Annotated in this window: 22 protein-coding genes and 1 pseudogene; 14 read left to right on the top strand and 9 right to left on the bottom strand. The window is 60.9% G+C overall.

What is annotated here, in order from left to right; translation table 11 throughout:
- Window positions 1-64 precede the first annotated feature (64 nt).
- From ACIONG_RS15950 to ACIONG_RS15940, 3 genes are all read right to left on the bottom strand, one after another.
- Complete coding sequence (locus ACIONG_RS15950; RefSeq protein WP_103305239.1) at window positions 65-613, bottom strand: cytochrome b; 549 nt, start codon at window positions 611-613, stop codon at window positions 65-67.
- Window positions 614-804: 191 nt separating this feature from the next.
- Window positions 805-1,632, bottom strand: coding sequence for a phosphonoacetaldehyde hydrolase (gene phnX / locus ACIONG_RS15945; RefSeq protein ID WP_401300865.1), 828 nt, complete (start codon window positions 1,630-1,632; stop codon window positions 805-807).
- Between the two features lie 151 nt (window positions 1,633-1,783).
- The gene (locus ACIONG_RS15940) at window positions 1,784-2,893 is read right to left on the bottom strand and encodes a 2-aminoethylphosphonate--pyruvate transaminase (protein ID WP_212809562.1); all 1,110 of its coding nucleotides are present in this window, start codon (window positions 2,891-2,893) and stop codon (window positions 1,784-1,786) included.
- A 112-nt stretch (window positions 2,894-3,005) separates the two neighbouring features.
- On the opposite strand from ACIONG_RS15940, the gene ACIONG_RS15935 reads away from it, so the two are divergent.
- Complete coding sequence (locus ACIONG_RS15935) at window positions 3,006-3,866, top strand: LysR substrate-binding domain-containing protein (RefSeq protein WP_401300861.1); 861 nt, start codon at window positions 3,006-3,008, stop codon at window positions 3,864-3,866.
- Between the two features lie 192 nt (window positions 3,867-4,058).
- Here the strand turns inward: ACIONG_RS15935 and ACIONG_RS15930 are convergent, their stop codons facing one another.
- On the bottom strand, window positions 4,059-4,931 hold the full coding sequence (locus ACIONG_RS15930; protein WP_103305243.1) for a LysR family transcriptional regulator: 873 nt from the start codon (window positions 4,929-4,931) through the stop codon (window positions 4,059-4,061).
- Between the two features lie 282 nt (window positions 4,932-5,213).
- Here ACIONG_RS15930 and ACIONG_RS15925 point away from each other — a divergent pair, with 282 nt between their 5' ends.
- Both ACIONG_RS15925 and ACIONG_RS15920 read left to right on the top strand, forming a co-directional pair.
- Window positions 5,214-6,539, top strand: coding sequence for an MFS transporter (locus ACIONG_RS15925; protein ID WP_103305244.1), 1,326 nt, complete (start codon window positions 5,214-5,216; stop codon window positions 6,537-6,539).
- A 72-nt stretch (window positions 6,540-6,611) separates the two neighbouring features.
- Window positions 6,612-8,003 (top strand): FAD-dependent oxidoreductase, encoded by a 1,392-nt coding sequence (locus ACIONG_RS15920; RefSeq protein ID WP_212809556.1) that lies wholly within the window; start codon window positions 6,612-6,614, stop codon window positions 8,001-8,003.
- Window positions 8,004-8,009: 6 nt separating this feature from the next.
- Here ACIONG_RS15920 and ACIONG_RS15915 read toward each other — a convergent pair whose 3' ends face one another.
- Window positions 8,010-9,410 (bottom strand): type VI secretion system Vgr family protein, encoded by a 1,401-nt coding sequence (locus tag ACIONG_RS15915; RefSeq protein WP_401300857.1) that lies wholly within the window; start codon window positions 9,408-9,410, stop codon window positions 8,010-8,012.
- 221 nt (window positions 9,411-9,631) lie between these two features.
- On the opposite strand from ACIONG_RS15915, the gene ACIONG_RS15910 reads away from it, so the two are divergent.
- The gene (locus ACIONG_RS15910; protein WP_007917279.1) at window positions 9,632-10,336 is read left to right on the top strand and encodes a YebC/PmpR family DNA-binding transcriptional regulator; all 705 of its coding nucleotides are present in this window, start codon (window positions 9,632-9,634) and stop codon (window positions 10,334-10,336) included.
- Window positions 10,337-10,459: 123 nt separating this feature from the next.
- Here the strand turns inward: ACIONG_RS15910 and ACIONG_RS15905 are convergent, their stop codons facing one another.
- Window positions 10,460-11,773 carry a leucine-rich repeat-containing protein kinase family protein gene (locus tag ACIONG_RS15905; protein ID WP_401300854.1) on the bottom strand — a complete coding sequence of 438 codons (1,314 nt, stop codon included), beginning with the start codon at window positions 11,771-11,773 and terminating at the stop codon, window positions 10,460-10,462.
- A gap of 96 nt (window positions 11,774-11,869) precedes the next feature.
- Window positions 11,870-13,009 (bottom strand): cell division protein ZapE, encoded by a 1,140-nt coding sequence (gene zapE, locus ACIONG_RS15900; RefSeq protein WP_401300851.1) that lies wholly within the window; start codon window positions 13,007-13,009, stop codon window positions 11,870-11,872.
- Window positions 13,010-13,294: 285 nt separating this feature from the next.
- Here zapE and ACIONG_RS15895 point away from each other — a divergent pair, with 285 nt between their 5' ends.
- The 7 genes from ACIONG_RS15895 (at window position 13,295) to ACIONG_RS15865 (ending at window position 19,912) form a co-directional block, all read left to right on the top strand.
- The gene (locus ACIONG_RS15895) at window positions 13,295-13,816 is read left to right on the top strand and encodes a spore coat U domain-containing protein (protein WP_401300848.1); all 522 of its coding nucleotides are present in this window, start codon (window positions 13,295-13,297) and stop codon (window positions 13,814-13,816) included.
- A gap of 106 nt (window positions 13,817-13,922) precedes the next feature.
- Window positions 13,923-14,456, top strand: coding sequence for a spore coat U domain-containing protein (locus ACIONG_RS15890; RefSeq protein ID WP_401300845.1), 534 nt, complete (start codon window positions 13,923-13,925; stop codon window positions 14,454-14,456).
- 20 nt (window positions 14,457-14,476) lie between these two features.
- The gene (locus ACIONG_RS15885; protein WP_103305251.1) at window positions 14,477-15,013 is read left to right on the top strand and encodes a spore coat U domain-containing protein; all 537 of its coding nucleotides are present in this window, start codon (window positions 14,477-14,479) and stop codon (window positions 15,011-15,013) included.
- Window positions 15,014-15,017: 4 nt separating this feature from the next.
- On the top strand, window positions 15,018-15,518 hold the full coding sequence (locus tag ACIONG_RS15880; RefSeq protein WP_103305252.1) for a spore coat U domain-containing protein: 501 nt from the start codon (window positions 15,018-15,020) through the stop codon (window positions 15,516-15,518).
- A 34-nt stretch (window positions 15,519-15,552) separates the two neighbouring features.
- On the top strand, window positions 15,553-16,341 hold the full coding sequence (locus ACIONG_RS15875; RefSeq protein WP_401300842.1) for a molecular chaperone: 789 nt from the start codon (window positions 15,553-15,555) through the stop codon (window positions 16,339-16,341).
- A gap of 245 nt (window positions 16,342-16,586) precedes the next feature.
- Window positions 16,587-18,944: a fimbria/pilus outer membrane usher protein gene (locus ACIONG_RS15870; RefSeq protein ID WP_401300839.1), complete on the top strand. Its 2,358-nt coding sequence runs from the start codon at window positions 16,587-16,589 to the stop codon at window positions 18,942-18,944.
- The gene (locus ACIONG_RS15865) at window positions 18,941-19,912 is read left to right on the top strand and encodes a spore coat U domain-containing protein (protein ID WP_103305256.1); all 972 of its coding nucleotides are present in this window, start codon (window positions 18,941-18,943) and stop codon (window positions 19,910-19,912) included. Before ACIONG_RS15870 ends, ACIONG_RS15865 begins: the two co-directional genes overlap by 4 nt.
- 122 nt (window positions 19,913-20,034) lie before the next feature.
- Here ACIONG_RS15865 and ACIONG_RS15860 read toward each other — a convergent pair whose 3' ends face one another.
- Window positions 20,035-20,781, bottom strand: coding sequence for an anti-sigma factor family protein (locus ACIONG_RS15860; protein ID WP_401300836.1), 747 nt, complete (start codon window positions 20,779-20,781; stop codon window positions 20,035-20,037).
- Window positions 20,778-21,284, bottom strand: coding sequence for an RNA polymerase sigma factor (locus ACIONG_RS15855; protein ID WP_212809542.1), 507 nt, complete (start codon window positions 21,282-21,284; stop codon window positions 20,778-20,780). Before ACIONG_RS15855 ends, ACIONG_RS15860 begins: the two co-directional genes overlap by 4 nt.
- A gap of 269 nt (window positions 21,285-21,553) precedes the next feature.
- On the opposite strand from ACIONG_RS15855, the gene ACIONG_RS15850 reads away from it, so the two are divergent.
- From ACIONG_RS15850 to ACIONG_RS15840, 3 genes and pseudogenes are all read left to right on the top strand, one after another.
- Window positions 21,554-23,149 carry an amino acid adenylation domain-containing protein gene (locus ACIONG_RS15850; protein ID WP_401300833.1) on the top strand — a complete coding sequence of 532 codons (1,596 nt, stop codon included), beginning with the start codon at window positions 21,554-21,556 and terminating at the stop codon, window positions 23,147-23,149.
- Window positions 23,146-24,480, top strand: a complete 1,335-nt coding sequence (locus ACIONG_RS15845; protein ID WP_401300830.1) for a hypothetical protein — start codon at window positions 23,146-23,148, stop codon at window positions 24,478-24,480. The genes ACIONG_RS15850 and ACIONG_RS15845 overlap by 4 nt, the downstream gene beginning before the upstream one ends.
- A 51-nt stretch (window positions 24,481-24,531) precedes the next feature.
- A pseudogene (locus ACIONG_RS15840) lies at window positions 24,532-25,297 on the top strand (enoyl-CoA hydratase-related protein).
- Window positions 25,298-25,304: the final 7 nt, after the last annotated feature.

Below are 25,304 nucleotides of genomic sequence, written 5' to 3'. Positions count from 1 at the left end.
GATTTATTGTGGCGAGGGGATAAATCCCCTCACCACAGGGAATCCAGCATGTTCCAAAAGCGTTTCAGCCGCGTTTGGGCATCATCCGCAACAGCGTGTTATCCCTCACCACGTAATGGTGATAGATCCCCGCCAGCGCGTGCAGCCCGATCAGCCAGTAACCGATAGTGGCGATCAGCACGTGCCAGCCTTCCACTTGTTTGGCGAACGCTTTGTCCTCACCCACCAGCAGCGGCAGATCAAACCCGTAGAACATCACCTGATGCCCTTCGGCGCTGGTGATCAACCAGCCGAGAATCGGCATGCTGATCATGAACAGGTACAGCGCCCAGTGCATCAGTCGAGCCAGCACGGTTTGCCATTGCGGCGAAGCAGGAAAAATCTGCGGGGCGGGGCCGACGCTGCGGGCCAGCAGGCGAAACCACACCAGCACGAACACGGTCAGGCCGAGCATGTAGTGGGCTTCCTTGATGAGCGTGCGCCCTCCACTGCCCTTGGGGAACAGGCCGCGCAATTCCATGCTGGCGTACACCAGCACCAACAACACCAGCATCAGCCAGTGCAGCAGAACCGATACGGTGCTGTAGCGAGATTCGGAGCTTGTCCACGGCATACGGTGTTTCCTCACAGATCCGGGTCGAAAACAGCCGTTCTTGCGCGACGGCATGCCTTAACTGTAATTCGCTTTGGCGGATTTGCTTGAGACTGATCGGCCTTTCAATGCGCTGGGTCAGGGGGATGGACAATAAAAAAACGCCAGTGTCGGGCAGACACTGGCGTTTTGGCTTTGAGCTCAGACGGTGATCAACTCGATTGCGGCATCTCGCCATTGCCCAGACGCTTGTTGATGTCGGCGATCACTTCCGGCAGATCGCTGATGGTGTCGATCATGTAATGCGGGCGCGAACTTTCGAACAGGGCGTGGATGCGCTTGCGCTCGCTGGCCAGTTCGTCGCTGCCCAGCGCACGGAAACCGGCGTAATCGAGCCCCAACGCGTTGCCGGAACAGATCAGCGCCACGGTCCACATCCCGGCGCGACGGCCTTCGAGGATGCCCGGGACGGTGTCGTCGATTTTCACGCAAGCGGCGACATCGTCAATACCCAGGGCAATCACGTTGGCCAGTGCCTGCGCCGGCCATGGGCGACCATTGGGTACTTCGTCGGTGGCGACTACGTGATCGGCGACGTAGCCGTTGCTGGCGGCCAGCGCCACGACTTTGTCCATCACCTGTTTCGGGTAGCCGGAGCAGGAACCGATCTTGATGCCCTGTTGGCGCAGGTTGGCAATGGTCTCCAGCGCGCCGGGAATCAGCGCCGAGTGCTCGGCGATTTTCTCGATTTGCAGGGGCATGAAGCGGTTGTAGATGGCGGTGACGTCATCGTCGGTCGGGGTGCGGCCGAACGCTTTGCGATAACGCTCGGCGACTTGTGGCTGATCGCACAGAGTGCGGATGTGATCCCACTTGCCCATGCCCATTGGCCCGCGGGCTTCTTCGATGGAGACTTGGACGTCGAACTCGGCAAAGGCTTCGACGAAAATCTGCGTGGGTGCGAACGAGCCGAAATCGACCACGGTGCCGGCCCAGTCGAGGATGGCGGCTTGCAGCTGGGTTGGGTTGGTGTAGTTCATGGCAAAGATTCCTATGAGAACAAGCTATTCAAAAGGTTCGGCGATCCTGTGGGAGCGGGCTTGCCCGCGATGGGGCACTTTCAGTCGACATTTATGCTGAATGTCATACCGCTATCGCGGGCAAGCCCGCTCCCACAGGGATCAAGTCGGATCAGATTTCGAGGACTTCCATCTCGCGCAGTACTTCGCCCACTGCCGCGACGGCCTGGCGCATTTCGTCCGGGCTGACGTGACCAATGCAGCCAACGCGGAAGGTTTCGACCTGGGTCAGTTTGCCGGGGTAGAGGATGTAACCCTTGGCCTTGACCCGTTCGTAGAAATCCTTGAACTGGTAACGCGGATCTTTCGGTGCATGAAACGTGGCGATGATCGGCGCCTGAATGGCCGCCGGCAGGAAGCTGCGCAAACCCAGCTTGCCCATCTCTTCCATCAGGGCCTGACAGTTGGCGACGTAGCGCGCGTGCCGTGCCGGCAGGCCGCCTTCTTCGTTGTATTGCAGCAGGGCTTCGTGCAGCGCCGCGACCACGTGGGTCGGCGGAGTGAAGCGCCACTGGCCGGTTTTTTTCATGTAGGCGTGCTGGTCGAACAGGTCCATCGCCAGCGAATGCGAATTGCCGGCCGCCGCAGCCAGCGACTCTTTGCGAGCGAAAACAAAACCCATCCCCGGCACGCCTTCCAGGCATTTGCCGGACGCGGCGATCAGCGCATCGAACGGCACGTGCTGCGCATCCACCGGCAGTGCGCCGAAGGAACTCATGGCATCGATGATCAGACGTTTGCCGTGTTGCTGAACAACCTGGGCGATCTCTGGCAACGGATTGAGGATGCCGGTGCTGGTTTCGCAGTGAATCAAGGCGACGTGGGTGATGGAGACGTCGGCGCGCAGCAGACGATCGACGTCAGCAGCGGTGGTCGGTTCGTCTTCAGCGGTTTCGAAGGTACTGAAAGATCGGCCGAGCACTTCGCAGATCTTCGCCAGACGCTTGCCATAAGCGCCGTTGATCAGCACCAGCACTTTGCCGTCGCGTGGCACCAGTGTGCCGATGGCCGCTTCAACCGCGAAGGTGCCGCTGCCTTGCAGGGGCACGCATTCATGGGTCGCGGCGCCATTGAGGATCGCCAGCAGTTGTTCGCAAAGGCTGGCGGTCAGTTGATTGAAGCGGTCATCCCATGACCCCCAGTCGACCATCATCGCCTGGCGGGTGCGGGCCGAAGTGGTCAACGGGCCGGGAGTGAGCAGGATGGGTTCGGCGATACTCATTCGTGTGTCCTCGGATTGCGCTGGGGGATGAAGCTACGGGGCATACGTTGCAATTCGCCGTTGCATCAATCAAATTGTTTGTTGTTATGCCAGCCATCAGTGAGAGTTATTCATGAATCTGTTCCAGCTCCGCGCCTTTGATGCCGTGGCCCGCGAGGGCAGCTTTACTCGTGCCGCCGCGCGTCTTTTTATCAGCCAGCCGGCGGTCACCGGCCACATCAAGGCGCTGGAGGAGCACTACCAGATCACCCTGCTGCGACGCACTGCGCGACGGGTCGAACTGACGGAGGAGGGCACCAAACTGGCGGCCATTACCCGGGCGATGTTCGGGCTGGCGGAAGAAGCGCAGACGATGCTCGAAGCCAACCGGCAATTGCTCACCGGGCGGCTGGAAGTGGCGGCGGATGGCCCGCACATGGTGATGCCGATGCTTGCCAGTCTGCGTGCACGCTATCCGGGGATCACAGTCAATCTGCGGCTGGGCAACGCGCAGGAAACCCTGGCGGCGCTGTTATCCGAACACGCCGACGTGGCCGTGCTGACCGAAGTCGAACCGCGTAGAGGTCTGCATTTGCAGGCGTTGAGCGAGTCACGAATTTGCGCGTTGGTGCCGGCAGGGCATCCGTGGGCGGCGCGCGCTTCAGAGGTGAAACTCAAAGAGCTGGATCAAGTGATCATGGTGCTGCGTGAGCCGAGTTCGATTACCCGGCGCACGTTTGACCAGGCCTGTACGCAGGCTTCGATCCAGCCACGGGTGTTGCTGGAACTGGACAGCCGCGAGGCAGTAACGGAAGCGGTGGCGGCAGAACTGGGGGTGGGCGTGGTGTCCTCGGTGGAAATCAGCCATGACCCGCGAGTGGTGGCGATTCCGATTATTGGCGAGGGCTTGGTCAATCGACACATGATCGGCTGCATGGAGCGGCGACGGGAGTTGCGCTTGATTCAGGCTTTTTTTGGTCTCGCACCAGTCTGATACACCGTGGCGCATTCATCGCTGGCAAGCCAGCTCCCACAGGTTTTTCTGGTGTACACAAAATGTGTGAACGGGCTGAATCCCTATGGGAGCTGGCAAGCCAGCTCCCATAGGTTTTTCTGGTGTACACAAAATGTGTGAACGGCTGAATCCCTGTGGGAGCTGGCTTGCCAGCGATGGGGCAGGTTCTGATTACACAAGACTCTCGCGGACCATCTCCAGGAAAGTCGCCACCACCCGCCGCGAACTCTGCTCGCGCAAACACACCAGTGTCTCGGTCAAGCGCCGAGTGCAATCGATGATCGGCAATGCGCACACCCGCGAATCCGCACCAAACTCCGCCGCCGACACCACCCCGACACCAATCCCCACCACCACCGCCTCGCGTGCCGCTTCCCGGCCTTCGACCTGAATGGCCGGGCGTATGCGAAATCCGGCCCGGGCCATTTCCTCTTCCAGCGTCTGCCGCGTCACCGAACCATGTTCGCGCAAAACCAGCGGCGTGTCGTCGAGGTCCGCCAGACAGATCGACTCGCGTTCGGCCCACGGATGATTGCGCGACACGAACGCCACCATCGGATCGTTGCGCAGTGGCACGCAGAGCAAGCGCTCATCACTGACATCGCGGCCCAGCAGCGCCAGATCGGCCTGATAGTTGAACAGCCGAAACAGTGATTCATCGGTGTTGCCGGTCTCGATCTTCACGCTGATCCCCGGATAGCGCTCGCAAAATCGCGCGATCTGCGGCAGCACATGCACCGGCGCATCCACCGCCAGAATCAGGCTGCCGGTCTGCAAGGCCTGGGACTCCTGCAACAATTCCTGTGCTTCGGCTTCAATCACAAACAGGCGCTGGGTGATCGCCAGCAAGCGCTCGCCCAGATCCGTCAGGCGTACCGAACGTTTATTGCGATGAAACAGCAGAACGCCGAAGCGTTCTTCCAGTTTGCGCACTTGGTCGGAAATCGCCGGTTGCGTGAGGAAAAGCCGCTCGGCGGCTTTGGTGAAGCTTCCGTGTACGGCCACGGCATGAAACGCTTTGAGCTGAGCGTGGGAGACAGACATGGTGGCTCCTGATTAAACGGTCAGTAACAAGCTGAGCTTATGTGTGAAATACGATAAATCGATTTTATTTATTAAACAGTAATTGCTTTGATCCGCTCACGCCATCGCTGACTGCCCGCTCGGACAGCAGGGTTGGCGATGAGCCTGCGTGTGCAAAAGCAGGACTCATCTGACCGGTATCGCCATAGGGATGGGGTGATATCGCAGTGCTCAACAATAAAAAACACAGGCGTTTACTCAACGATTCTGCCGGCACACTCACACCCTGAGGTCAGAACCACCATGAACAAGCACATCGGCACCATTGCGCGTTGGCGCATGCAGATTTTCGCGATCACCTGGCTTGCATACGCCGCTTTCTACTTCACTCGCAAAGCGTTCTCGGTGGCCAAACTGGGCATCGGCGAAGACCCGACGTTCATGCTCGACAAGATGGCCATGGCCAACCTCGATGCGATCTATCTGGCGGCATATGCCATCGGCCAATTCACCTGGGGCATGCTCGCCGACCGCTTTGGCCCACGGGTCGTGGTGCTCGGTGGCTTGCTGATCTCCGCGGCGGCGGCGCTGGTGATGGGCAGTTTTGCGACGTTGCCGATCTTCGCCACCTGCATGTTGATCCAGGGGTTGGCGCAGTCCACCGGATGGTCGGGCTTGTGTAAAAACCTGGGCAGTTTTTTCCCTTCCGAGCAGCGCGGGCGCGTGCTCGGGTTGTGGAGTTCCTGCTACGCCTTTGGCGGTCTGGTGGCGTCGCCATTCGCCGGTTGGTGGGCGTACACGCTGGTCGGTACCTGGCACGCGGCGTTTATCTCCAGCGCGGTGGTGGTGGCGGTGGTGGCTGTTCTGTTCTTTATCTTCCAGCGCGACAAACCGGAAGACGTCGGCCTGCCAGCGGTGGAACCGGAGCCGGAACTGAGTGCTGAAGAGGCCGAAGCCAACAGTAAACTCAGTGTGTGGGAGCCGTTGAAGGAGATCCTGCGCAACCGCACGGTGCTGGTGCTCGGTCTTGCGTATTTCATGCTGAAACCGGCGCGTTACGCGATTCTGTTGTGGGGGCCTGTGATCGTTTTCGAGCAAATGCCCAGCGTCGGCAAGGTTGGCGCGGCGATCATTCCCACGTCTTTTGAACTGGCCGGGTTGCTCGGGCCAATCATGATCGGTCTGGCTTCGGACAAACTTTTCGGCGCCCGGCGCATGCCGGCCTGCGTGCTGAGTCTGTTGGCACTGACCGTGACGCTGGCGTTGTTCATGGGCGCGTTACACACCGGCAGCGTGTTGCTGGTGGTGGCGCTGCTGTTTGTCATGGGCCTGACCCTCTACGGCCCGGACTCGATGATCAGCGGCGCGGCCGCCATCGACTTCGGCAAAGCCAAGGCGGGCGCCACGGCGGCCGGATTCGTCAACGGCTGCGGCTCGGTCGGCGCGGTGCTCGGTGGCTTGCTGCCTGGGTACTTCGATTCGGTGACGGTGTTCATCGTCTTCGCCGGTTGCGCGCTGTTCTCGGCGCTGGTGCTGATTCCACACTGGAACAGCCGCCCGGTTGGCCTGATGGAGCCGCGCGCCTCAATTCCCAATTGCCGGCTGACGATCAAACCGCTGCGTACCTGAAAACCCTTGCCTCGTGGCCTGCTGCGGCGTTCGCGGCAGGCTGTGCCGTGGCCCACTGACTGGAGAAAACCCATGAGACCGTTTTGGCTGGAGCAGGCCTTGCAGGCCGATACGTCGGCGACTTGCCCACCTCTGCAAGGCGAAGTCCGCACCGATGTGTGCATCGTCGGCGGTGGTTACACCGGGTTGTGGACGGCAATCATGCTCAAGCAACAGAACCCCGAACTCGATGTGCTGTTGATCGAGGCCGACATCTGCGGCGCCGGCGCCAGTGGCCGCAATGGCGGCTGTGCGCTGTCGTGGTCGGCCAAGTATTTCACCCTCGAGCGCTTGTTCGGTGTCGAGGAAGCAGTGCGGCTGGTCAAGGAGTCCGAGCGCAGCATTCACGCCATCGGCGAGTTCTGCGAGCAGTACGGCGTCGATGCCGAATACCGTCTCGACGGCACCTTGTACACCGCGACCAATCAGGCGCAGGTCGGCTCGACAGATGCAGTGATCGCGGCGCTTGAGCGCAACGGCATCAACTCGTTCAGCCAACGTCCGGTCGCCGATGTGCAGCGCATGGCCGGGTCGAGCAAGCATCTGGAAGGCTGGTTTTCGCCAGCGGCGGCCAGTGTGCAACCGGGCAAACTGGTGCGCGGATTGCGCCGGGTGGCGTTGCAATTGGGGGTAAAAATCCACGAAAACACGGCGATGACCGGCCTCGAAGAAGGGCGCCCGGCGCGGATCCAGACGGCGAACGGCAATGTCATCGCCGACCGTGTAGTGCTGGCGATGAACGCGTGGATGGCCCGTGCCTTTCCACAGTTCGAACGCAGTGTGGCGATTGTCTCCAGCGACATGCTGATCACCGAACCGCGTCCGGATCTGTTGCAGGACATCGGTTTGACCAGTGGCGTCACCGTACTCGACTCGCGGATTTTCGTGCACTACTACCACAACACCGCTGACGGCCGGATCATGCTCGGCAAGGGCGGCAACACCTTTGCCTATGGCGGGCGAATGCTGCCGGTGTTCGATCAGCCATCGCCGTATGCGGGCTTGCTCAAGCGCAGTCTCGGCGACTTTTTCCCGGCGTTTGCCGAAGTAAAAATCGATGCGACGTGGAACGGGCCCTCGGATCGCTCGGTCACCGGTTTGCCGTTCTTTGGCCAGATGAGCAATAGCGGCAATGTGTTTTACGGCTTTGGTTACTCCGGCAGTGGTGTCGGCCCGTGTCACATGGGCGGGCAGATTCTCGCGTCGCTGGTGCAGGGCCTGGATAACCCGTGGACCCGCTCGCCACTGGTCAACGGGCCGCTGGGGTATTTTCCGCCGGAGCCGATCCGTTACCTCGGCTCGCTGATGGTGCGCAACGCCATCCGCCGCAAGGAGCGCGCCGAAGATCATGGCCGGCGCCCCCGGCATCTGGACGTACGCCTGGCGAAATTTGCAGCGGCGGCGGGCAAGGCCGACAAGGGCTGACGGCGCCTACAGGGAGTGCGGCTGATTGAGCAGCCAGTCGAGCAATAAGCTGTCGTCGTGCAGGGGCGGTGTTTTGTGCGGCGGCGGATTGCGCTGGGTGCCCAGGCATAGAATCGGTCGGTCCGGATCGCCATCAAGAAAACTCACCCATACCTCACTGCCTGCACAAGGCAAGTCATCGGGGGCGACTCGGCCGTTGGCTCGGGTCATGGCGACAGATAGCCAGATTGCATCGCTATCGGCGGTTGACGACGGTTGCGCAGGCCACAATCTGACGGCGACGCGCCCTTGTTCATCGAGTCGTGCCGGTTGCCCCGTTGCGCCAAGCACTTGCGCCAGATGGTAGCCGGCGATGCCGGGGCGCGGTTGTTTGAGCGGCGGGCGGAAGTCGCTTGACCAGGGTTGAGCGGTGAAGTCGTTGTGATAGCGATGTTCGCTCGGACGCGGGTCAAGAATCGATGGGTGCTGACCCTGGTGGCGGATGGAGGTGATCCGCCATTGTTCGTTGAAGCTGTTGATCGGGTGCTCCGTCACCTGCAGCAAATGTCCGCTGAGTAAACCGATGCAGTCGCTGCGACCATTGATCGAACGGTGCTGGCAACGTTGGCGCTCCAGGTGGCGACGACTGCGTTGTTCACTGTGGCGTTGTTCCAGTGACGGCAGGGTTGCTTGCGCATTGGGCGGGGTCTGATTGGCGGCCGCTTCTCTGCTTGCCTGCGGCCCTCGATTGCGCACGGCATGCAGCGTCGCAATGGGCGCGGCGTGGTGATGCTGGTACAACGCGCTGACACTGGGCATTGGCGCTTGCGCATCATCGGTGAACGGCAGCAGCGCCGGTTCCTGCGGCAGGCTCAAGCTGTCATCGGCGAACACGACTACGTGAGTGTCCGCCCGGTGTTCAAAGTGATAATGGATGCCTTCCTCTTCACAAAGCCTGTGCAGCAGCGCCAGATCGCTTTCGTCGAACTGGATGCAGAATGGCCGTGCGGGGTAGTGGCCCACGGTCATTTCAATCCGATAGCCATCGCCGGGCAGGGTATTTTCCGCGAGCAACTGCTGCAGGATCTGCGGCACGCTCAGTTGCACGAACACACGCCGTTTGCTCGGTTGCGCCAACTTTTGCAGGGCCGGCACCACGACAAGTCGATAGCCGATCCGGTGAGTACCGCGGTGTTCGCAGCTGGCACTGTGGACCACGCCGTGAATCCCATGCTGGTCGTCCAGGCGCAGAAACACGGGTTGCTGCAACAATGCGCCTGGCGTCACGGCGGGCGCCAGGCCAATCAGTTCGATGTCGAAGCGATAGGGCTGGTTGAGCGCTTCCTCGCCGTGAAAGCGCAATACCGGCAGGCACAATCCGCTATCAGTCAGGGTGAGGGTGAACGGACTTTCCTTGTCATTGAGCATTCGCACAGGCTCTGTCAGGCAATACGGGTCTCAGAGGGTACGAAACCCCAGCGCTGAATGGTCATGTCAAAGGGGGTTTTCAGAATCGCCCTACAAGCTCTGGTGAAGAAGTCGATTCCCCATCGGATTTTTTTGGTCGATTGCCGACTTTAGGCCGTATAAACTGGCCGGCACGCGTCGGCCAATAGATGTCTCGGCGCCACAGATCAAGAGAGTGAGTAATGGGCGCACAGTGGAAGGTTAAACACAAAGAAGCGGCAGCCAACGCCAAGGGCAAAATCTTCGGCAAACTGGTGAAAGAAATCACCATTGCTGCCCGCAACGGTGCCGATACCACCACCAACGCACACCTGCGTCTGGTGGTCGAACAGGCCAAGAAAGCCTCGATGCCGAAGGAAACCCTGGATCGCGCCATCAAGAAAGGCGCCGGTCTGTTGGGCGAAACCGTGCAATACCATCGCGTGACCTACGAAGGTTTTGCCCCGCACCAGGTGCCGCTGATCGTCGAGTGCGTGACCGACAACATCAACCGCACCGTCGCGGAAATCCGCGTGGCGTTCCGCAAAGGGCAACTGGGTGCTTCGGGCTCGGTGGCCTGGGACTTCAACCATGTGGGCATGATCGAAGCGTCGCCGGACACCCCGGACGCCGATCCGGAAATGGCCGCGATTGAAGCCGGTGCCCAGGATTTTGAACCCGGTGAAGAGGGCGCGACCCTGTTCCTGACCGATCCGACCGACCTCGATGCTGTGCAGAAAGCCCTGCCGGAACAAGGTTTCACCGTGCTGTCGGCCAAGCTGGGCTACCAGCCGAAGAACCCGGTCAGCGGCTTGAGCGATGAGCAGATGGCTGAAGTCGAAGCGTTCCTTGAAGGCCTCGACAACCATGACGACGTGCAGGATATGTTCGTCGGTCTGGCTGGCTGATTTGTTTCAAAACTGACCTGTGGCGAGGGAGCTTGCTCCCGCTGGATGGCGAAGCCGTCCCAAAGCGACGACTGCTGCGCAGCCGAGCGGGAGCAAGCTCCCTCGCCACAGGTGTTGTATTAATCAGAGATTTTGCAACTGCTGCACGACCTCACTGAACCCCGGCCGCGCCAGCACATCCGCCTGACAGCAGCGCTGCTCCAGCGCTTCCAGCAGCACACGCTGCTCATCGCTCAACCCCGAGTCGATCCGCGCCAGCAGTTCCCCAAGCAAAATCCCGAACGCCCTTACTTCGATGCGTTGCAGCGCGCGTGTTTCGACGCTGTCCGTGGTGGCATGAAACGACGCCGCGCCGAAATCCCCCAGTAAACACTCACCCTGATCGTTCAACAGAATGTTGTGCCCATAGAGATCGCCGTGGGTGATGCCTTGCTGATGCAGATGCTCGGCGGCCGCAGCGATGCCCTTGGCAATGCTCAGCGCCACCTCGGCGGTGAAGCGGCAATCCTCGGCATAGACATCCCGCGAGCATGACGCCAGGCTCGGCAATGCCGCGAGGTTGTGAAAGCTCGGATCAATCAGTTGCATCACCAGACCCTGTTGGCCGTCGGGATGGCCATGAATACGACCTTCCACGCGAATCAGATTCGGGTGCAATCCTGCGGTAATACAGGCGTTCATTTCGTGCAGCGGTGAGCCGTCGCTGGTCATCTCGCCTTTGTACAGTTTCACCGCGACCGGCTGCTGCGAGCCGTCGGCGAGTTGCCAGATCGCCCGGGAAATCACCCCGGAGGCGCCTTCGCCCAGTTGTTGCTCCAGACGCAGCGCCGACCAGTCGATCAGCGGTGTGGCTTCAAGGGCGGCGGCATCGGCCTCGGTTTCCAGCGGATTACCCGCGTAGGCCAGCCACGTCAGGCTCGGCAATGTCAGCAGCGCCGGGGGCAACTCGGTGAGGTGGTTGGCGGCGATGCGGATCAGTTCCAGGCGATGACAACCGCTTAAAGATACGGGCAGCGATTGCAGGCGATTGCCCGCCAGCATGAGTTTTTGCAGGTAAGGGCGCTCGCCGAGTTCGTCCGGCAGGGTTTCGATGCAGTTGTCGGTGAGGATCAGCCAGCGCAGTAAGGGCGGCAGCGCTGCGCCGGGCACCTCGACGATGCGGTTGGCCTTGAAGCCGATCATGCTCAGCGCAGCGCATTGGCCGAGGCAGGCTGGCAGTTCGGTGAACTGGTTGTCGGAGCAGAACAGCACACGCAGCCGGGTCAGGCGGTGCAGATCATCCGGCAGGCTGCTCAAGGCGTTGCCGCTGAGATTGAGCACCTCAAGGGTGTCGGCCAGGTCGAAGATCTGCGACGGGAACTCGGTCAGGCCACAGGCCAGATCCAGCCGTGTAATGCCCGACAATTCGCCGGCGCGCAATTGAGCAAGGGTATGCATGAAGGTATTCGCAATAGAGGGTCGCTGAGAATGGGCGACATCATAACGGCAGATGCCTGCCCGGCGCAGACCCGAGTGCGAAACTGCGCTGAAACCCTACAAGTAGTGTGCGGTGGTTGTCAGGTGCTGCAACTGGCCCAGTCGGCTGCGGGTGCGGGCCAGGTCGATGGCGTCGCCCGCCAGGCTTTCGTGCAGCGGCAGTCGCCCCAGCAATGTCAGATGTTTGTCCTGGTCGTAAAGCACGTCGATCACGTTGATGAAGCGTTGTTGTGTGGCGATCGAGCACCCGTCCAGTAGCGGCAGGTGGTCGATGATCCAGTGGTCGAAACGCCGACACAACTCCAGATAATCCACCACGGCCGTCGGCTGTTCGCACAGATCGGCGAAGGTAAAAACCACACGTCGATCGTCATGCAGCCGCGCCTGAAACGGCCGATTGCCGACCACTAACGAAATGGCTGGCGCATTCTCTGCTGGCAGACTCAAGGCCTGACGCTGCGCTGACGTGGCTGGCCACACGTATTGGCCCTGAGTGAACAGTTGATGCGCATGGTTGTGCGCCAGAGTGCGGTAGTCGTGCGGGCCGCCCACTTCCATGACCTGCATGCGTGCGTTGATCAGCTCGATCACCGGTTTGAAACGCGCGTGATAGAGCGGATTGGGCAGCAAGCCTTGAGGCGGATAGTTGGAGGTCAGCAACAGCAGAATGCCGCGCTGGAACAACGCCTTGAACAACCGCGTGATGAGCATCGCATCGCCAATGTCATGCACGTGAAACTCGTCGAAACACAGCACCCGACAGTCCTGCAACAGCTCGTCGAGGGTGATGGCCAAGGCATCGTCCTCCCGGCGATGGCGGAACATGCCCTGATGCAGTTGCGCAAAGAATTCATGGAAATGCAGGCGCCGCTTCTGCGTGATCGGCAGTGCCTGAAAAAAGCCATCCAGTAACCAGCTCTTGCCGCGTCCGACCGCTCCGTACAGATAAAGGCTCGGCGGGGTGTGCGTTGACGCGCCGAACAGCAGGCTGGCCTGCTGCGCCATGCAATCGATCACTCGCTGCTGGGCATGGCTGAGGGTGTAGCCCTGGCTGCGGGCCTTGTTGCCGAAGTAATCGCGGATCGACTGCGCACTGGCGTCATGCCCCGTGCTGGCGGGCAGGCCTCTGCCGAACAGGCGGCGCAACGCCGGCCAGCGCTGAGTCAGGCGTGATCGTTTCGGTGGTTGGGCGGGCACGCTGCGTCACTCCGAGTCATCAATCCGGCGCCCGGGAGCGCGGCGGCACAGTGTAACCAGACGTGCAACGGACGCTCCAGTGCCGCCGCTGGAAAGTGGGCGGTCAGTGAACAATATTGTGCGGCCCGTACAGCTATTTTCAGCGAGATAATTCGGCCTGTTGCCAATCTTTCGAAACATATCCCGCTCTGTCCATGGATCCAATCGACTGGCGCAATCGCCGTCCGTTGCTAACCTGAAACACAGTAACGACAACGCAAGTGATCGCTGACAAGGAACCGGCTAGTGAATCTACGGGTGGTCATAGGCCTGCTGGGTGCGTGTGTTGCACCCGTGTACGCGGCGGATCTTCAGGTCGAGGTACGTGTCGATGTGCAGCGCGGCTGCCAGTTGATCGGCCAGCAGCGCGAGGCCGGTATCGAGCAGCTCGGCGTGCTTGATTTCGGCAGTACCGCGCGCCTCGACGACCCGGCCGGGCCACTCGGAGCGGCCTTGACCAATCAACGGCTGCCGCGCCTGGAATGCAACCCGGACACGCCTTATCAGTTGCGCGTCGATGGCGGTTTGCACGGCGGTGTCGGGGAAGTCCGTTACATGGCCGGGGCGGCTGACAGCAAGCCGATTCCGTACCGCTTGTATCAGGACGCCGCGCGTCGTGTGCCACTGGTGGTGGATGTACCCGTCAGCGGTCGAGTGCCGGACACGGGCACCGTGGAGCTGCCGTTGTATGCGCGGATCGAGCGCCTGGCGGAGGTTCCGAAGGTCAGTCGTTATTCGGACCTGGTCAAGGTGACGGTGACCTGGTGATCGCCAGGTTGTGATTGGCAATCCGCCGGATGCGGATTGTGCAAGGAAGGTGTTCAGCAATGAACGTGGTGGTTGAGCCATTCCTCAAGGAGCAGGGACGGACACAATGACAGGCAAGTACTGGATGGTCGTGGCGGCAGGTACGCTCGCGTTACTCGCTAACGACGCACAAGCGGCGGTGAGCGGGCAGATTCATGCGCGGCTGATCCTCATTGCCGGCTGCGAAGTGACCAACACCAGCGACCCCGCCAGCCCGGTCAGCGATCTGGGCAAGCTTGACTTCGGACTTCAGGGCCCGACCTGGAACGCACCGATCAAGGCCAGTCTCGATGGTGACAGCAGTGGCAGACTGAATGTCGCCTGCAACCCTTCGGTCACCGGTTTCACCGTCAGCATCGACGGTGGCGCCCATGGTGACGGCAACACCCGGCGCCTGAGCAACGGCCGCCAGACCATTCCCTATCAGTTGTTTCTCGATGCCTCCGGCAGTCAGAGCTACAGCATCGGTCAACAACACAATTTCGCTGTCACCAGCGGTGCGCAGATACCGATCCCGGTATTTGGCTCGGTGGTGGCGAATACCCGCGCGGTCCCGGCAGGTGTCTATACCGACACCCTGACGGTGACGCTCGACTGGTAACCCCGTAGAGGACGGAAACCATGCGTATGTATGCATCAAGGATAGGTTTGTCGTTGCTTGGTCTGGCACTGTTTTCCAGTGCCCATGCCGCCACCACTGTCACCGGCCAGATCACCTCGAGCCTGATCCTGACCAGCAGCTGTCAGGTCAACGGCGCCGGAGGCTCCACCGGTCTGAACTTCGGTGCGTTGAACTTCGGCACCGCCAACAGCCTGTTCACCACGGCCACCGGGCAAGTGCTGGGCGGTGGTGGCGGGGCGTTGTCGATTCTCTGCTCCAGTGGCACCACACCGACGGTCAAGGTCCGGGCGGGCTCCCATGACGGCATGTCACCGGGGGGGACGCGCGCGCTGTACGACGGCGTCGCCAATTATGTGCCGTACGACTTGTACACCGACGCCGGGCATTCGCAGCTGTTGGCGATTGACGGCACGATCAATCTGGCCGCCAGCACCGGCGTGGCGCAAACGGTGAATATCTACGGTCAAGCGGTGGGCAAGGCCGGTTTGCCGGCAGGGACCTACACCGACACTGTCGCTGTTGAACTGACGTTCTGATGCCATGCGCCGTCAAGGCTGCATCGCGCTGCTCCTGCTTTGTGCGGGCAGTGCGCCGCTGCCGCTGACCGCTGCGACCAGTCAGAGCTTTCAGGTCAGCGCCACGGTCACGGCGGGGTGTCTGGTGGTCGGTGGGGTGTCGAACTATGGCGGGCTGAATTTCGGTTCACGTTCGGCCCTGGCCACCGGCACGGTGCAGGTCGCGCTGACCGGCGGTGTGCAATTGCAGTGCACACCGGGGGTGACACTGAACATGAGCGTCGATGGCGGTCAGTACAACAGCAGCGGCCGGCACATGCAGATCAACAGTGGCAGCGCGCGGGTGGCGTATACGCTGTTTCGCGATGCGGCGTACAGCCAGAGCCTGGGCATCGGCCAGAGCGTGGCGGTGGCCTATAGCGATGCGAACAACATCAGCCTGCCGATTTACGGTCAGGTGCAATTGCCGGGCAATCAGCCTGGGGGGACGTACAGCGACGTGTTGCAGGTGCAACTGTCGTGGTGAGGCGAAGGCTGGATTGCCGACAAGGAGCAGGTCTATGGGGTCAGTTACATCACGGCTTTCGTTGGTTCAGTGCGCGATGTTGGCGCTGGTCATGCTTGGGACCGGCAACGCGCTAGCGGCCAGTTCGGTATTGATCTGGCCGATTGACCCGGTGCTGGAGGCCGATCAGCAGGCCAGTGCGTTATGGCTGGAGAACCGCGGCAACGAAACCGCCAATCTGCAGATTCGCGTGTTCAGTTGGAGCCAGAGCGGGTTCGAGGAGCAATACCAGAATCAACGCGACGTGATCGGCAGTCCGCCGGTGGCAAAGATCGAGCCGGGGCAAAAACAACTGGTGCGCCTGACCCGCACCAAAGACGTGCCGCCGGGGCAGGAACTGGCTTATCGAATCATCATCGACGAAATCCCGTCCGCACAACCGGCCTCCGCTGACGGCGGCAAGACCGCCGCTGCCATCCGCTTCCAGATGCGCTATTCGGTGCCGCTGTTTGCCTACGGCGTGGGCCTGTGGAGCAAGGAGGACAGCACTCGCCCGCGAGATCCCAAAGGCATCGGCCTGCCGCAATTGAGCTGGCGCACGGTGGCCGTGGAGGGGCGGCCTTATGTAGAGGTGCGCAATCAGGGCGCGGTGCATGCGCGATTGACCGACGTGGCGATCAAGCAGGGCGGGCAGAGCAAGCCATTGGCCGAGGGACTGCTCGGTTACGTGTTGCCGGGCGCGGTGATGCGCTGGCCGGCACCGGGTGCTGCGGCGGCTGATTCGGCGTTGCAGGTACGGGTCAATGGGGCGCCGCAGGTGCAGAGCATCAGCCAGGCACGGTAGCCGGACGAAGATTTTTTAGCTGTGCTTTTTGTGGTGAGGGAGCTTGCTTCCGCTGGGCTGCGAAGCAGCCCCAAAACAGATGACTGCAGTGTCTCAGTTAGATTTGGGTGACTGGTTTTACGACGGCTGCGCCGCCGAGCGGGAGCAAGCTCTCTCGCCACATGGGTTGGGTAGTGTCACTGAGATATGAGTCTGGCTAGGGAAGTATCAGGAGGAATCAGTCCATTGACGGACGTAAAGCGCGTATGAGCCCAGGATGGGCTCGCCGTATTCAGCGTCCGTTGTGGCTCATGACCGGCGCGTGTTGCCTGGTGTTCGTTCAACCATCCGGGGCCGGTGAACTGCCGCCGCCTCCCAGCGGCATGGAGGCCGTCAGCGATGCACAGCTGTTTCTCGAACTGGTGGTCAACCAGATGAATACCGGACGTGTGGTGGCGGTGGACCAGCGCGACGGGCGGCTGTTTCTGCCGAGCACGGCGTTACGCGAAACCGGCATGAAACTGCCCGACGGTGTTGGCGCGGAAGTCGACCTCGACAGCCTGCCGGGGCTGCACAGCGATTACGACAGTGTCGGCCAGCGCCTGCTGCTGGATGTGCCACCGGAGTGGTTGCCGGAGCAGTTCATCGGCAATCGTCAGAACTACCCGCGCACGCCGGCACTGAGCAGTTTCGGCGCGCTGTTCAACTATGACCTGTACCTCAACGACACCGACGATGCCGGCACCTACCTGGCGGCGTGGAACGAGGTGCGGCTGTTCGACAGCTGGGGCACGTTGTCCAATACCGGGCAATACCGGCGCACCTTGTCCGGTGATTCGCTCAACACGATGAGCAACGGTTACCTGCGTTACGACACCACGTGGCGTTACTCCGATGACGAGCGAATGCTCACCTACGAGGCGGGCGACGTGATCAGCGGCGCGCTGCCCTGGAGCAGTTCGGTGCGCCTGGGGGGCGTGCAATTCTCCCGCGACTTTGCAGTGCGCCCGGATCTGGTGACCTATCCGCTGCCACAGTTTGCCGGGGAGGCGGCGGTGCCATCCTCGGTGGATCTGTTCATCAATGGCTACAAATCCAGTAGCGCGGAGCTGCAACCGGGGCCGTATACGCTGACCAACATTCCGTTCATCAACGGTGCCGGCGAAGCGGTGGTGGTGACCACGGATGCATTGGGGCGGCAAGTGTCGACCACGGTGCCTTTTTATGTGACCAGCAGTTTGCTGCAAAAGGGCCTGAGCGACTTTTCCGTGGCGGCCGGGACATTGCGTCGCGACTACGCACTGAAGGATTTCAACTATGGGCCGGGCGTCACTTCCGGCAGTCTGCGTTATGGCGTCAGCGACAGTTTTACCCTGGAAAGCCATGCCGAAGCCGCGCAAAACCTGACCCTCGGCGGGCTCGGCGGTAACCTGCGCCTGGGCAATTTCGGCGTGCTCAACAGTGCCATCAGCCAGAGCCGTTTCGACGGAGACAGTGGCGAGCAATTGAGCCTCGGTTATCAGTACAGCAATCAGCGTTTCAGCTTTTCTTACCAGCGCCTGCAACGCCACGATCAATACGCTGACCTGACCGTGGTCGACAGCCCCTACATCAGCCTCAGCCGCCGCAGCGAACAGGCCACGCTGAGCCTCAACCTGGATCGCTGGGGCAGTCTCGGTGCCGGGTATTTCGATGTGCGTGCCGCCGACGATTCCCGTACGCGCCTGCTCAACCTGAGCTGGAGCAAACCGTTGTGGCGCAACAGCAGTTTTTATCTGTCGGCCAACCGCGAGATCGGCGACAGCAACTGGGCTGTGCAGGCGCAACTGGTGATCCCGTTCGATCTGCGTGGCAGCCTGGCGATCAGCAGCGAGCGCAGCAAGACCGGGCAAACCCAGCAGCGCGTCAACTACAGTCGCTCGGTGCCGACCGAGGGCGGGGTCGGCTTCAATCTGGGGTACGCCAAGGGTGATGGCGCCGATTATCGCCAGGCCGACGTGACCTGGCGCCTGCAATCGGTGCAGTTGCAGGCCGGGGTGTATGGCACGTCCGACGCCGAAACCCGTTGGGCCGATGCCAGTGGATCGCTGGTGTGGATGGACCGGCAGGTGTTTGCCGCCAACCGCATCGACGATGCCTTTGTGGTGGTCAGCACCGATGGTTTTGCCGACATTCCGGTGCGTTACGAAAACCAGCAGGTGGGCCAGACCGATAAAAACGGTCATCTCCTGGTGCCGTGGAGCAGCGCTTACTACCGTGGCAAGTACGAAATCGATCCGCTGAACCTGCCGCCGAATGTGCGCAGCCCCAATGTTGAACAGCGCATCGCGGTACGCCGTGGTAGCGGTTATCTGCTGGAATTTCCGCTGAGCAAAATCATTGCCGCGAGTATCGTCCTGGTCGATGCGCAGCAACGTGAGCTGCCGTTGGGCGCAGGCGTGCTGCATGAAGAGAGCGGCGCACGCACCGTGGTCGGTTGGGATGGCCTGGTCTATCTGGAAAACCTGCAAGCGCAAAACTCGCTACAAGTAACGCTGGCGGATGGCAAAACTTGCAAGGCGCAGTTCAATGTCGACATGAACCAGAATCAGGTGCCGCTGATCGGCCCGCTGGTGTGCCAATGATCGGCGCACGCTGGCTGTTGTGGTTGGCGCTGTTGTCGCCGGGGGCGGCGCAGGCCGCTTGCTCGGTGGTCAGTACCACGCCGGCGGCCTTCGGAACGCTCAGTTCGATTGCCGTTCGCACTACATCGCAACCCAGCTCCACGCTCAATGGCGGGCTGAGTTGCACCGGCTCTTTGCTGTCACTGCTCACCAGCAATGACCACTTCTGGGGCACCGTTTCGTCGACCCAGAGCGGACTGCTCGGGCCCACTGGCGATGTCATCAGTTACACGGTCTACGCCAACAACAGCACCAGTTACCCGCTGACTCGCGGCACGGCGTATGACTTCGCCCGCAATGGCATCATCGATGCCTTGGGACTGCTGGGCGGTACGACGCCGAAAACCGTGCCGCTCTACCTGGGGACGACCATCGGCAGCAACGTCGCAGCGGGGGTGTATACCGAAACCCTGAGCATCTTCTGGAACTGGAATTACTGTTCGGGTATCGGCATCGGCGCCATTTGCCTTGGGCGCGACATCAACAGCGGCACTACCACGTTGACCGTGAACCTGACCGTCTCCAACGACTGCACGATCACGGCGCCAAACATCGCGTTCGGCAGCGCACCGGTGGTCAGCGCCTTCACACCAGTCACCGGGCAGACCATCAACCTGGCCTGCACCAAGGGCAGCGCCTACACCGTGGGCCTGAGCGACGGGCAAAACCCGGTCAGCGCGGGTGGGCGACGACGGATGATTTCCGGGAGCAACTATCTGGCCTATGACATTTTCAAAAGTGCCGGCACGACGCGCTGGGGCAGTGTCGGGGCCGCGCGTCGGGCGAGTACCGATGCCGAGGTCAATCCGGGCAATGGACTCGGGACTGGCAGCCAGATTTTCAATTACAACGCGAAGATCTACACCGACCAGACCACACCGCCGGCAGGGACGTATCTGGACAATGTGGTGCTGGATGTGGGGTTCTGAACCTTGCGCCGACCCCTTGTGGGAGCGGGCTTGCCCGCGATGGCGTCAGATCAGGCGACACGTGTATTGGACATGCCGGCCCCATCGCGGGCAAGCCCGCTCCCACAGGGTCATGCAGTGTTTCAAAACTGTTTCAGCAGGGGGGCAGCCGGTGTATCAACCGGGCTGACCATCGCATAGTTGTAACCACCACCCGACCAGTATTCGGCCTGCAAATCCCCATCGCTACGGCTGCCACGCGGCAGAAAGGTATTTTTTGGTCCGGGTGGGCGAACGTAAAAACTCACCTTGTGCCCACTCGCATCCTCATACATCACCATCGCCGCTGGCCCCTCATCGGTGCTGAGCAGACGTCCGCTGACCGGTTGGAACCCGGCCGCCGTCAGATCCGGCAAACGACGGGCCTGCGTGAAATAGCGGTCGAGCCAGCGCTGCATATTGCCGTCGCCGGTCACTTGGTAATCCGCCGGCAGCATGCCTTTCTGGGCAATCAGTCGATAAGCCTGCAAGGCGTCGGTCATGGGTAATACAGAGGAGCGCACTAAGGTCATTTCCCGAGCCTGCCAACCGCTGAAACCGCCGACGCTCACCGCGATCAGCAACACCGCGGCGCTGGCCAGATGACGGCGTGACTGACGTTTCTGGCGCTGGCGAATCATCGCCGGATCAAGCGCTGGATTCATCGGTTGTTGCAACGCGCCACTCAGCGCCGCGCGCAATTGCTGGGCATCCTGTTGCCAGGCGCGAACCTGCGCGGCGTCATCCGGGTGGCTGGCCAGCCAGGTCTCCAGCACACGCCGATCGGCATCGCTGAGCTGGTGGTCGACATAAGCGTGCAGGTCACGCTCGTTGGGAGGCATGCTGATCATTTGAGTATCCGCAAAGAAGGACTGCTGATTTCGCCGTCGCTGAGTTGGCGCAAGGCCTGGCGGGCGCGGGACAGGCGCGACATCACGGTGCCGATCGGGGCGCCAAGGATCTCGGCGACCTCTTTGTAGGAAAGGCCTTCGACCGAGACCATGAGCAGCAGGGCACGCTGCTCGGTGGGCAGTCGGTCGAAGGCTTGCAGGGTCGACTGGGCGATGACGGTGCGCTCCACCGAAGGTTCGGCATCGTCGCGGCCGGTGAAAAACTCGAGCATCCGCGCATAGCGGCGCGAACGACGATGGGCATCGAGAAACTGGCGGTACAGGATCGCGAACAGCCATGCACGCAAATCGCCGTCGGCGCGCTTGTCGCCCCAACCCGACAGGGCGCGCTCCAGACTCGCCTGCACCAGATCGTCGGCGCTGCTGCTGTTGCGTGTCAGTGACACGGCAAAGCGGCGCAATCTGGGGATCAGCTCACGCAGTTGTTCATCGAGTGCGTTCATGCCGAGGTTTTCATCGAAGGCAATACCCTGAGCCAGAAAGACAGTGTTGAGAAGGAAGACGCCCCTCAGCGAAGCTTATTCCATCCTCGTAGCTGTAAGTTTTTATCCTTCGTTTTGTATGACGGCTCTCCGCGAGTTGTAGTCCATGTAATGGATTTCAATTTCCCTGCTCAACACATTTGAAAGGCGCGTTTTTCTACCGGTGCAGCCAAGGCCACCGATGACGGACGTGACCAGAAAATGGTTGAAATCAGAAAAGGGAATTTCCAATGAATGCGTTCGCGATAACTAACCGGTCGACACGGGGCTTCGATTCCCGGTTGAAAGTTCAGTCCAACCCATGGCAGCGCTTTGGCTGCGGCCCAAAAGTCGAGCCTGACGCGAGGTTGATTCATCGCGCAATCGAAGCACAAGCCCTTGCCCGGCCTCAGGCTGTCGCCGCTCGGCATCAGGGCCATTCCATCACCTACGGCGAACTGAACCGCCAGGCTAATCGACTCGCCGCAGTTTTGCTCAAACAAGGCGTGTTACCGGGCGACCATTTGGGACTGTTCGTCGAAAGGTCGATTCCGATGCTGGTGGGCATGCTGGCCACGCTGAAAGCCGGGGCCGCCTATATTCCGCAGCATGTGGGTATTACCCCCGCTGCGCAATTACGCCACATCATGGACGTCGCCCAGGTGCGGGTAGTCCTGACGCTATCCGAACTGGCGCCGGCGATTCCGCTGGCCACGGCACAACACTGCATCCACCTGGATGAATTCATCCGTGTCGCCAGTGTCGCCGCGGACGAACTGAATACCTTTGGCGCAACATCATCAGCTGACTCACTGTGTTTTGTATTGTTTACGTCGGGCACCACCGGACTGCCCAATGGCGTACGTGTGACTCAGCGCAACGTCTGCAACATTCTGCTGACCGAGCCCGGCAATCTCGGCATGCGACCGGGGTTGAAAGTCGGTCAGATCCTCAACATCGCGTTCGATATGGCGGCCTGGGAAGTGCTGGGGTGTCTGGCCCACGGTGCGACGCTCATGATCCGAGGCAAAGACATCGCGCAGACCGCTGAACAGTGTGACGTGTTAATCGCGACTCCGTCGATTCTTGCCACGCTTGACCCCGCTCGTTGTGGCCAAGTGAAAGTGGTCGCTTTGGCGGGTGAGCCTTGCCCACAGCCGTTGGCGGATCGCTGGGCAGCGATTTGCACGTTTTACAATGCGTGTGGGCCGACTGAAACCACGATCGTCAATACCATGCAGCACTATCGGGGCTCGGGAGCACTGACGATTGGCAAGCCGACGCCCAACAACACGGTGTATGTGCTCGATGAAGCAGGGCAACTTTGCGAGCCGGGTGAGCAGGGCGAGATGTGGGCGGGCGGCGATTGCGTGACGGCGGGTTATCTGGGCAATGCTCAACTGACCCGTGAGCGTTATCGGCCCGACCCATTTCTGGGCCAGGGGCGCGTGATGTTCCGGACCCGCGATCTGGGGCGTTGGACGGCAGACGGTGAGCTTGAGCACCTGGGACGTGTCGATGATCAGGTAAAGGTCAGGGGCTTTCGGGTTGAGCTCGACTCGGTGTCTGCGGTCCTGGAGTCTGCGCCGAACTGTGAACGCGCGGTCACACTGAAGCTCGATAATCGTCATTTGGTAGCCTTCGTCTATCCCGCCAGAACTGACGTCGATGCGGCGCGAGTCTGCTGTGAAGCACGGCTTGCCTATTATTGTGTGCCCTCGCTGATTCTCGCTGTGGATGAGATTCCGCTCACGTCCCGGGGCAAAATCGACAAGCGATTACTGCTCGAGTGGGCTGTGGCGCATCAGACGTCAAATGCGGGCGTCGATGCTCAGGTGAAGGCATGAGCGGGCCTGATTTGAACATCGTTTTACCTGCTCGACGGGTGCTCTGGCGGCGCCTGGGAACGCTGCCGATGTTCTCGCATTACAATCGACTGGTGGTGCTGGTGCTGGCCTGCAACATCGCCGTGCTGGTTTACGGCATCAAGGTCGGGCAATGGTGGTCGACCGCCGGTGCGGATTTGCAGACGCTGTCCGGGCTGGTGGTGGCTAACCTGTCGTTGGCCATACTGATTCGTCAGCAGTACCTCATCAATCTGTTGTTCTGGCTGGCTACCCGGGCGCCCACCAGCTGGCCGCTGGCGATTCGGCGAACGCTGGCCAAGGTCTTCCACTTCGGCGGGCTGCACAGCGGTGGGGCGATGGCTGCGATTGCGTGGTTTGCGTTGTTGTTCGGTTCGATGCTCTGGCAGCGTTTCCTGGGGCCGGGCGGTGTTTCGCTGACCTTGATCGGAGTGAGTGGTGGGCTGCTAGGGTTAATGTTGCTGGTGGCAATCATGGCCATGCCGGCCATTCGCGGGCGATTCCACAATGCATTCGAACGAACTCACCGTTTTGCCGGATGGGCTGCGCTCGCGATGTTCTGGGCGATGACGCTGGTGTCTGCCCGAGAGCAGAATCCGACGGCGGCGATGATGGACGTTCTTTCTGTGTCTGCCTCGTTCTGGGTGTTGCTGCTGGTGACGTTCAGCATCGCGTTGCCCTGGCTGCATTTGCGAAAAGTGCCTGTCAGTCTGGTTCGGCCTTCGTCACATGCAGTGATTGCCCACTTCAGTCACCACACACCGTTTGCCGGGTCCGCGACGGCCATCAGCCGTAATCCGCTGTGGGAATGGCATTCTTTCGCCAATATTCCTGCCCCGGGGCAGGACGGTTTCCGACTGATTATTTCCCGTGCCGGCGACTGGACCGGTGCTTTTATCGAGCAGGCGCCAACGCATGTTTGGGTCAAGGGCATTACCACCGCCGGCGTGGCGCACATTGAAACGCTGTTCAAATCGGTGGTGTATATCGCCACCGGCAGCGGTATCGGGCCGGTGCTGCCACATCTGTTGGCCAGACAAGTGCCCATACGCTTGATCTGGTCGACTCGCAGTCCGAGAGCCACCTACGGCGATCCGCTGGTGGACGAAATCCTCGAAGCCCAGCCTGACGCCCTGATCTGGGACACGGACGTGCGGGGAAAACCCGATCTGGTGACCCTGGCTTATACCGCCGTACAGTCGTTCGGCGCTGAAGCGGTCATTTGCATCTCCAATCAGACATTGACTGAGCGCGTGGTCGAGGAAATGGAAGCTCGGGGCATACCGGCCTACGGCGCTATCTGGGATTCCTGACAGGCTGCGAAGTTTTTCTGACAGGCACTTTTTTCAAGGAATGAGATGAACATGAATCTACTGATTGAACGACTGGGCCGGGTTGTGCTGATCCGGCTGAATCGCCCGCAAGCCCGAAATGCCCTGAGTACGCAGATGATGCAGGAGCTGTTGGATACGCTTCGTGGGCTGGATGCTGATCCGGATGTGGGTTGTTTCGTGATTACCGGTACGAAGGAGTACTTTGCCGCGGGCGCCGATATCAAGGAAATGTATGCGAAATCCTGCGTGGAAATGATCCAGGAGGATTACTTTGCCGGATGGGATGCTTTCACCGGATTCCGGACGCCGAAGGTGGCCGCCGTCGCGGGTTTTGCCTTTGGCGGTGGCTGTGAGTTGGCGATGATGTGTGATGTGATCATCGCGGCTGAATCGGCGAAGTTTGCGTTGCCGGAAATTACCCTGGGTGTAATGCCGGGCATGGGCGGAACTCAACGGTTGACGCGCGCAATAGGTCGGGCAAAAGCCATGGACATGATTCTCACCGGACGTTCTATCAACGCCAGGGAGGCCGAACAGGCGGGACTGGTGTCGCGTGTAACGGCCACCGATCAATTGCTCGAACAGGCACTGGCGGTTGCGCAGCGGATTGCCGGATTTTCAGGCGCGGCGACGGCGGCTGCCCGCGAAGCGGTAGATCGTGCGCAGGAATTAGCACTGCGCGAAGGCATATTGTTTGAGCGTCGGGTATTTCATGGCTTGTTTGCCACCCCCCGGGCAGAAAGAGGGAATGCAGGCGTTTCTGGAGAAGCGTGAACCCCGATTCGAGCATGTTTAAATTACTC

This window comes from Pseudomonas sp. NPDC087817 (genome assembly GCF_044742875.1).
GTDB lineage: Bacteria > Pseudomonadota > Gammaproteobacteria > Pseudomonadales > Pseudomonadaceae > Aquipseudomonas.
Note: the sequence above shows the minus strand (reverse complement) of the source record. Positions and strands in the feature narration are given on the sequence as shown.

Excerpts from the sequence above, each read along its gene's own strand:
- ACIONG_RS15950 (WP_103305239.1), bottom strand. The coding sequence starts at position 613 with ATGCCGTGGACAAGCTCCGAATCTCGCTACAGCACCGTATCGGTTCTG.
- phnX (WP_401300865.1), bottom strand. The coding sequence starts at position 1,632 with ATGAACTACACCAACCCAACCCAGCTGCAAGCCGCCATCCTCGACTGG.
- ACIONG_RS15940 (WP_212809562.1), bottom strand. The coding sequence starts at position 2,893 with ATGAGTATCGCCGAACCCATCCTGCTCACTCCCGGCCCGTTGACCACT.
- ACIONG_RS15935 (WP_401300861.1), top strand. The coding sequence starts at position 3,006 with ATGAATCTGTTCCAGCTCCGCGCCTTTGATGCCGTGGCCCGCGAGGGC.
- ACIONG_RS15930 (WP_103305243.1), bottom strand. The coding sequence starts at position 4,931 with ATGTCTGTCTCCCACGCTCAGCTCAAAGCGTTTCATGCCGTGGCCGTA.
- ACIONG_RS15925 (WP_103305244.1), top strand. The coding sequence starts at position 5,214 with ATGAACAAGCACATCGGCACCATTGCGCGTTGGCGCATGCAGATTTTC.
- ACIONG_RS15920 (WP_212809556.1), top strand. The coding sequence starts at position 6,612 with ATGAGACCGTTTTGGCTGGAGCAGGCCTTGCAGGCCGATACGTCGGCG.
- ACIONG_RS15915 (WP_401300857.1), bottom strand. The coding sequence starts at position 9,410 with ATGCTCAATGACAAGGAAAGTCCGTTCACCCTCACCCTGACTGATAGC.
- ACIONG_RS15910 (WP_007917279.1), top strand. The coding sequence starts at position 9,632 with ATGGGCGCACAGTGGAAGGTTAAACACAAAGAAGCGGCAGCCAACGCC.
- ACIONG_RS15905 (WP_401300854.1), bottom strand. The coding sequence starts at position 11,773 with ATGCATACCCTTGCTCAATTGCGCGCCGGCGAATTGTCGGGCATTACA.
- ACIONG_RS15890 (WP_401300845.1), top strand. The coding sequence starts at position 13,923 with ATGACAGGCAAGTACTGGATGGTCGTGGCGGCAGGTACGCTCGCGTTA.
- ACIONG_RS15885 (WP_103305251.1), top strand. The coding sequence starts at position 14,477 with ATGCGTATGTATGCATCAAGGATAGGTTTGTCGTTGCTTGGTCTGGCA.
- ACIONG_RS15880 (WP_103305252.1), top strand. The coding sequence starts at position 15,018 with ATGCGCCGTCAAGGCTGCATCGCGCTGCTCCTGCTTTGTGCGGGCAGT.
- ACIONG_RS15875 (WP_401300842.1), top strand. The coding sequence starts at position 15,553 with ATGGGGTCAGTTACATCACGGCTTTCGTTGGTTCAGTGCGCGATGTTG.
- ACIONG_RS15870 (WP_401300839.1), top strand. The coding sequence starts at position 16,587 with ATGAGCCCAGGATGGGCTCGCCGTATTCAGCGTCCGTTGTGGCTCATG.
- ACIONG_RS15865 (WP_103305256.1), top strand. The coding sequence starts at position 18,941 with ATGATCGGCGCACGCTGGCTGTTGTGGTTGGCGCTGTTGTCGCCGGGG.
- ACIONG_RS15860 (WP_401300836.1), bottom strand. The coding sequence starts at position 20,781 with ATGATCAGCATGCCTCCCAACGAGCGTGACCTGCACGCTTATGTCGAC.
- ACIONG_RS15855 (WP_212809542.1), bottom strand. The coding sequence starts at position 21,284 with ATGAACGCACTCGATGAACAACTGCGTGAGCTGATCCCCAGATTGCGC.
- ACIONG_RS15850 (WP_401300833.1), top strand. The coding sequence starts at position 21,554 with ATGAATGCGTTCGCGATAACTAACCGGTCGACACGGGGCTTCGATTCC.
- ACIONG_RS15845 (WP_401300830.1), top strand. The coding sequence starts at position 23,146 with ATGAGCGGGCCTGATTTGAACATCGTTTTACCTGCTCGACGGGTGCTC.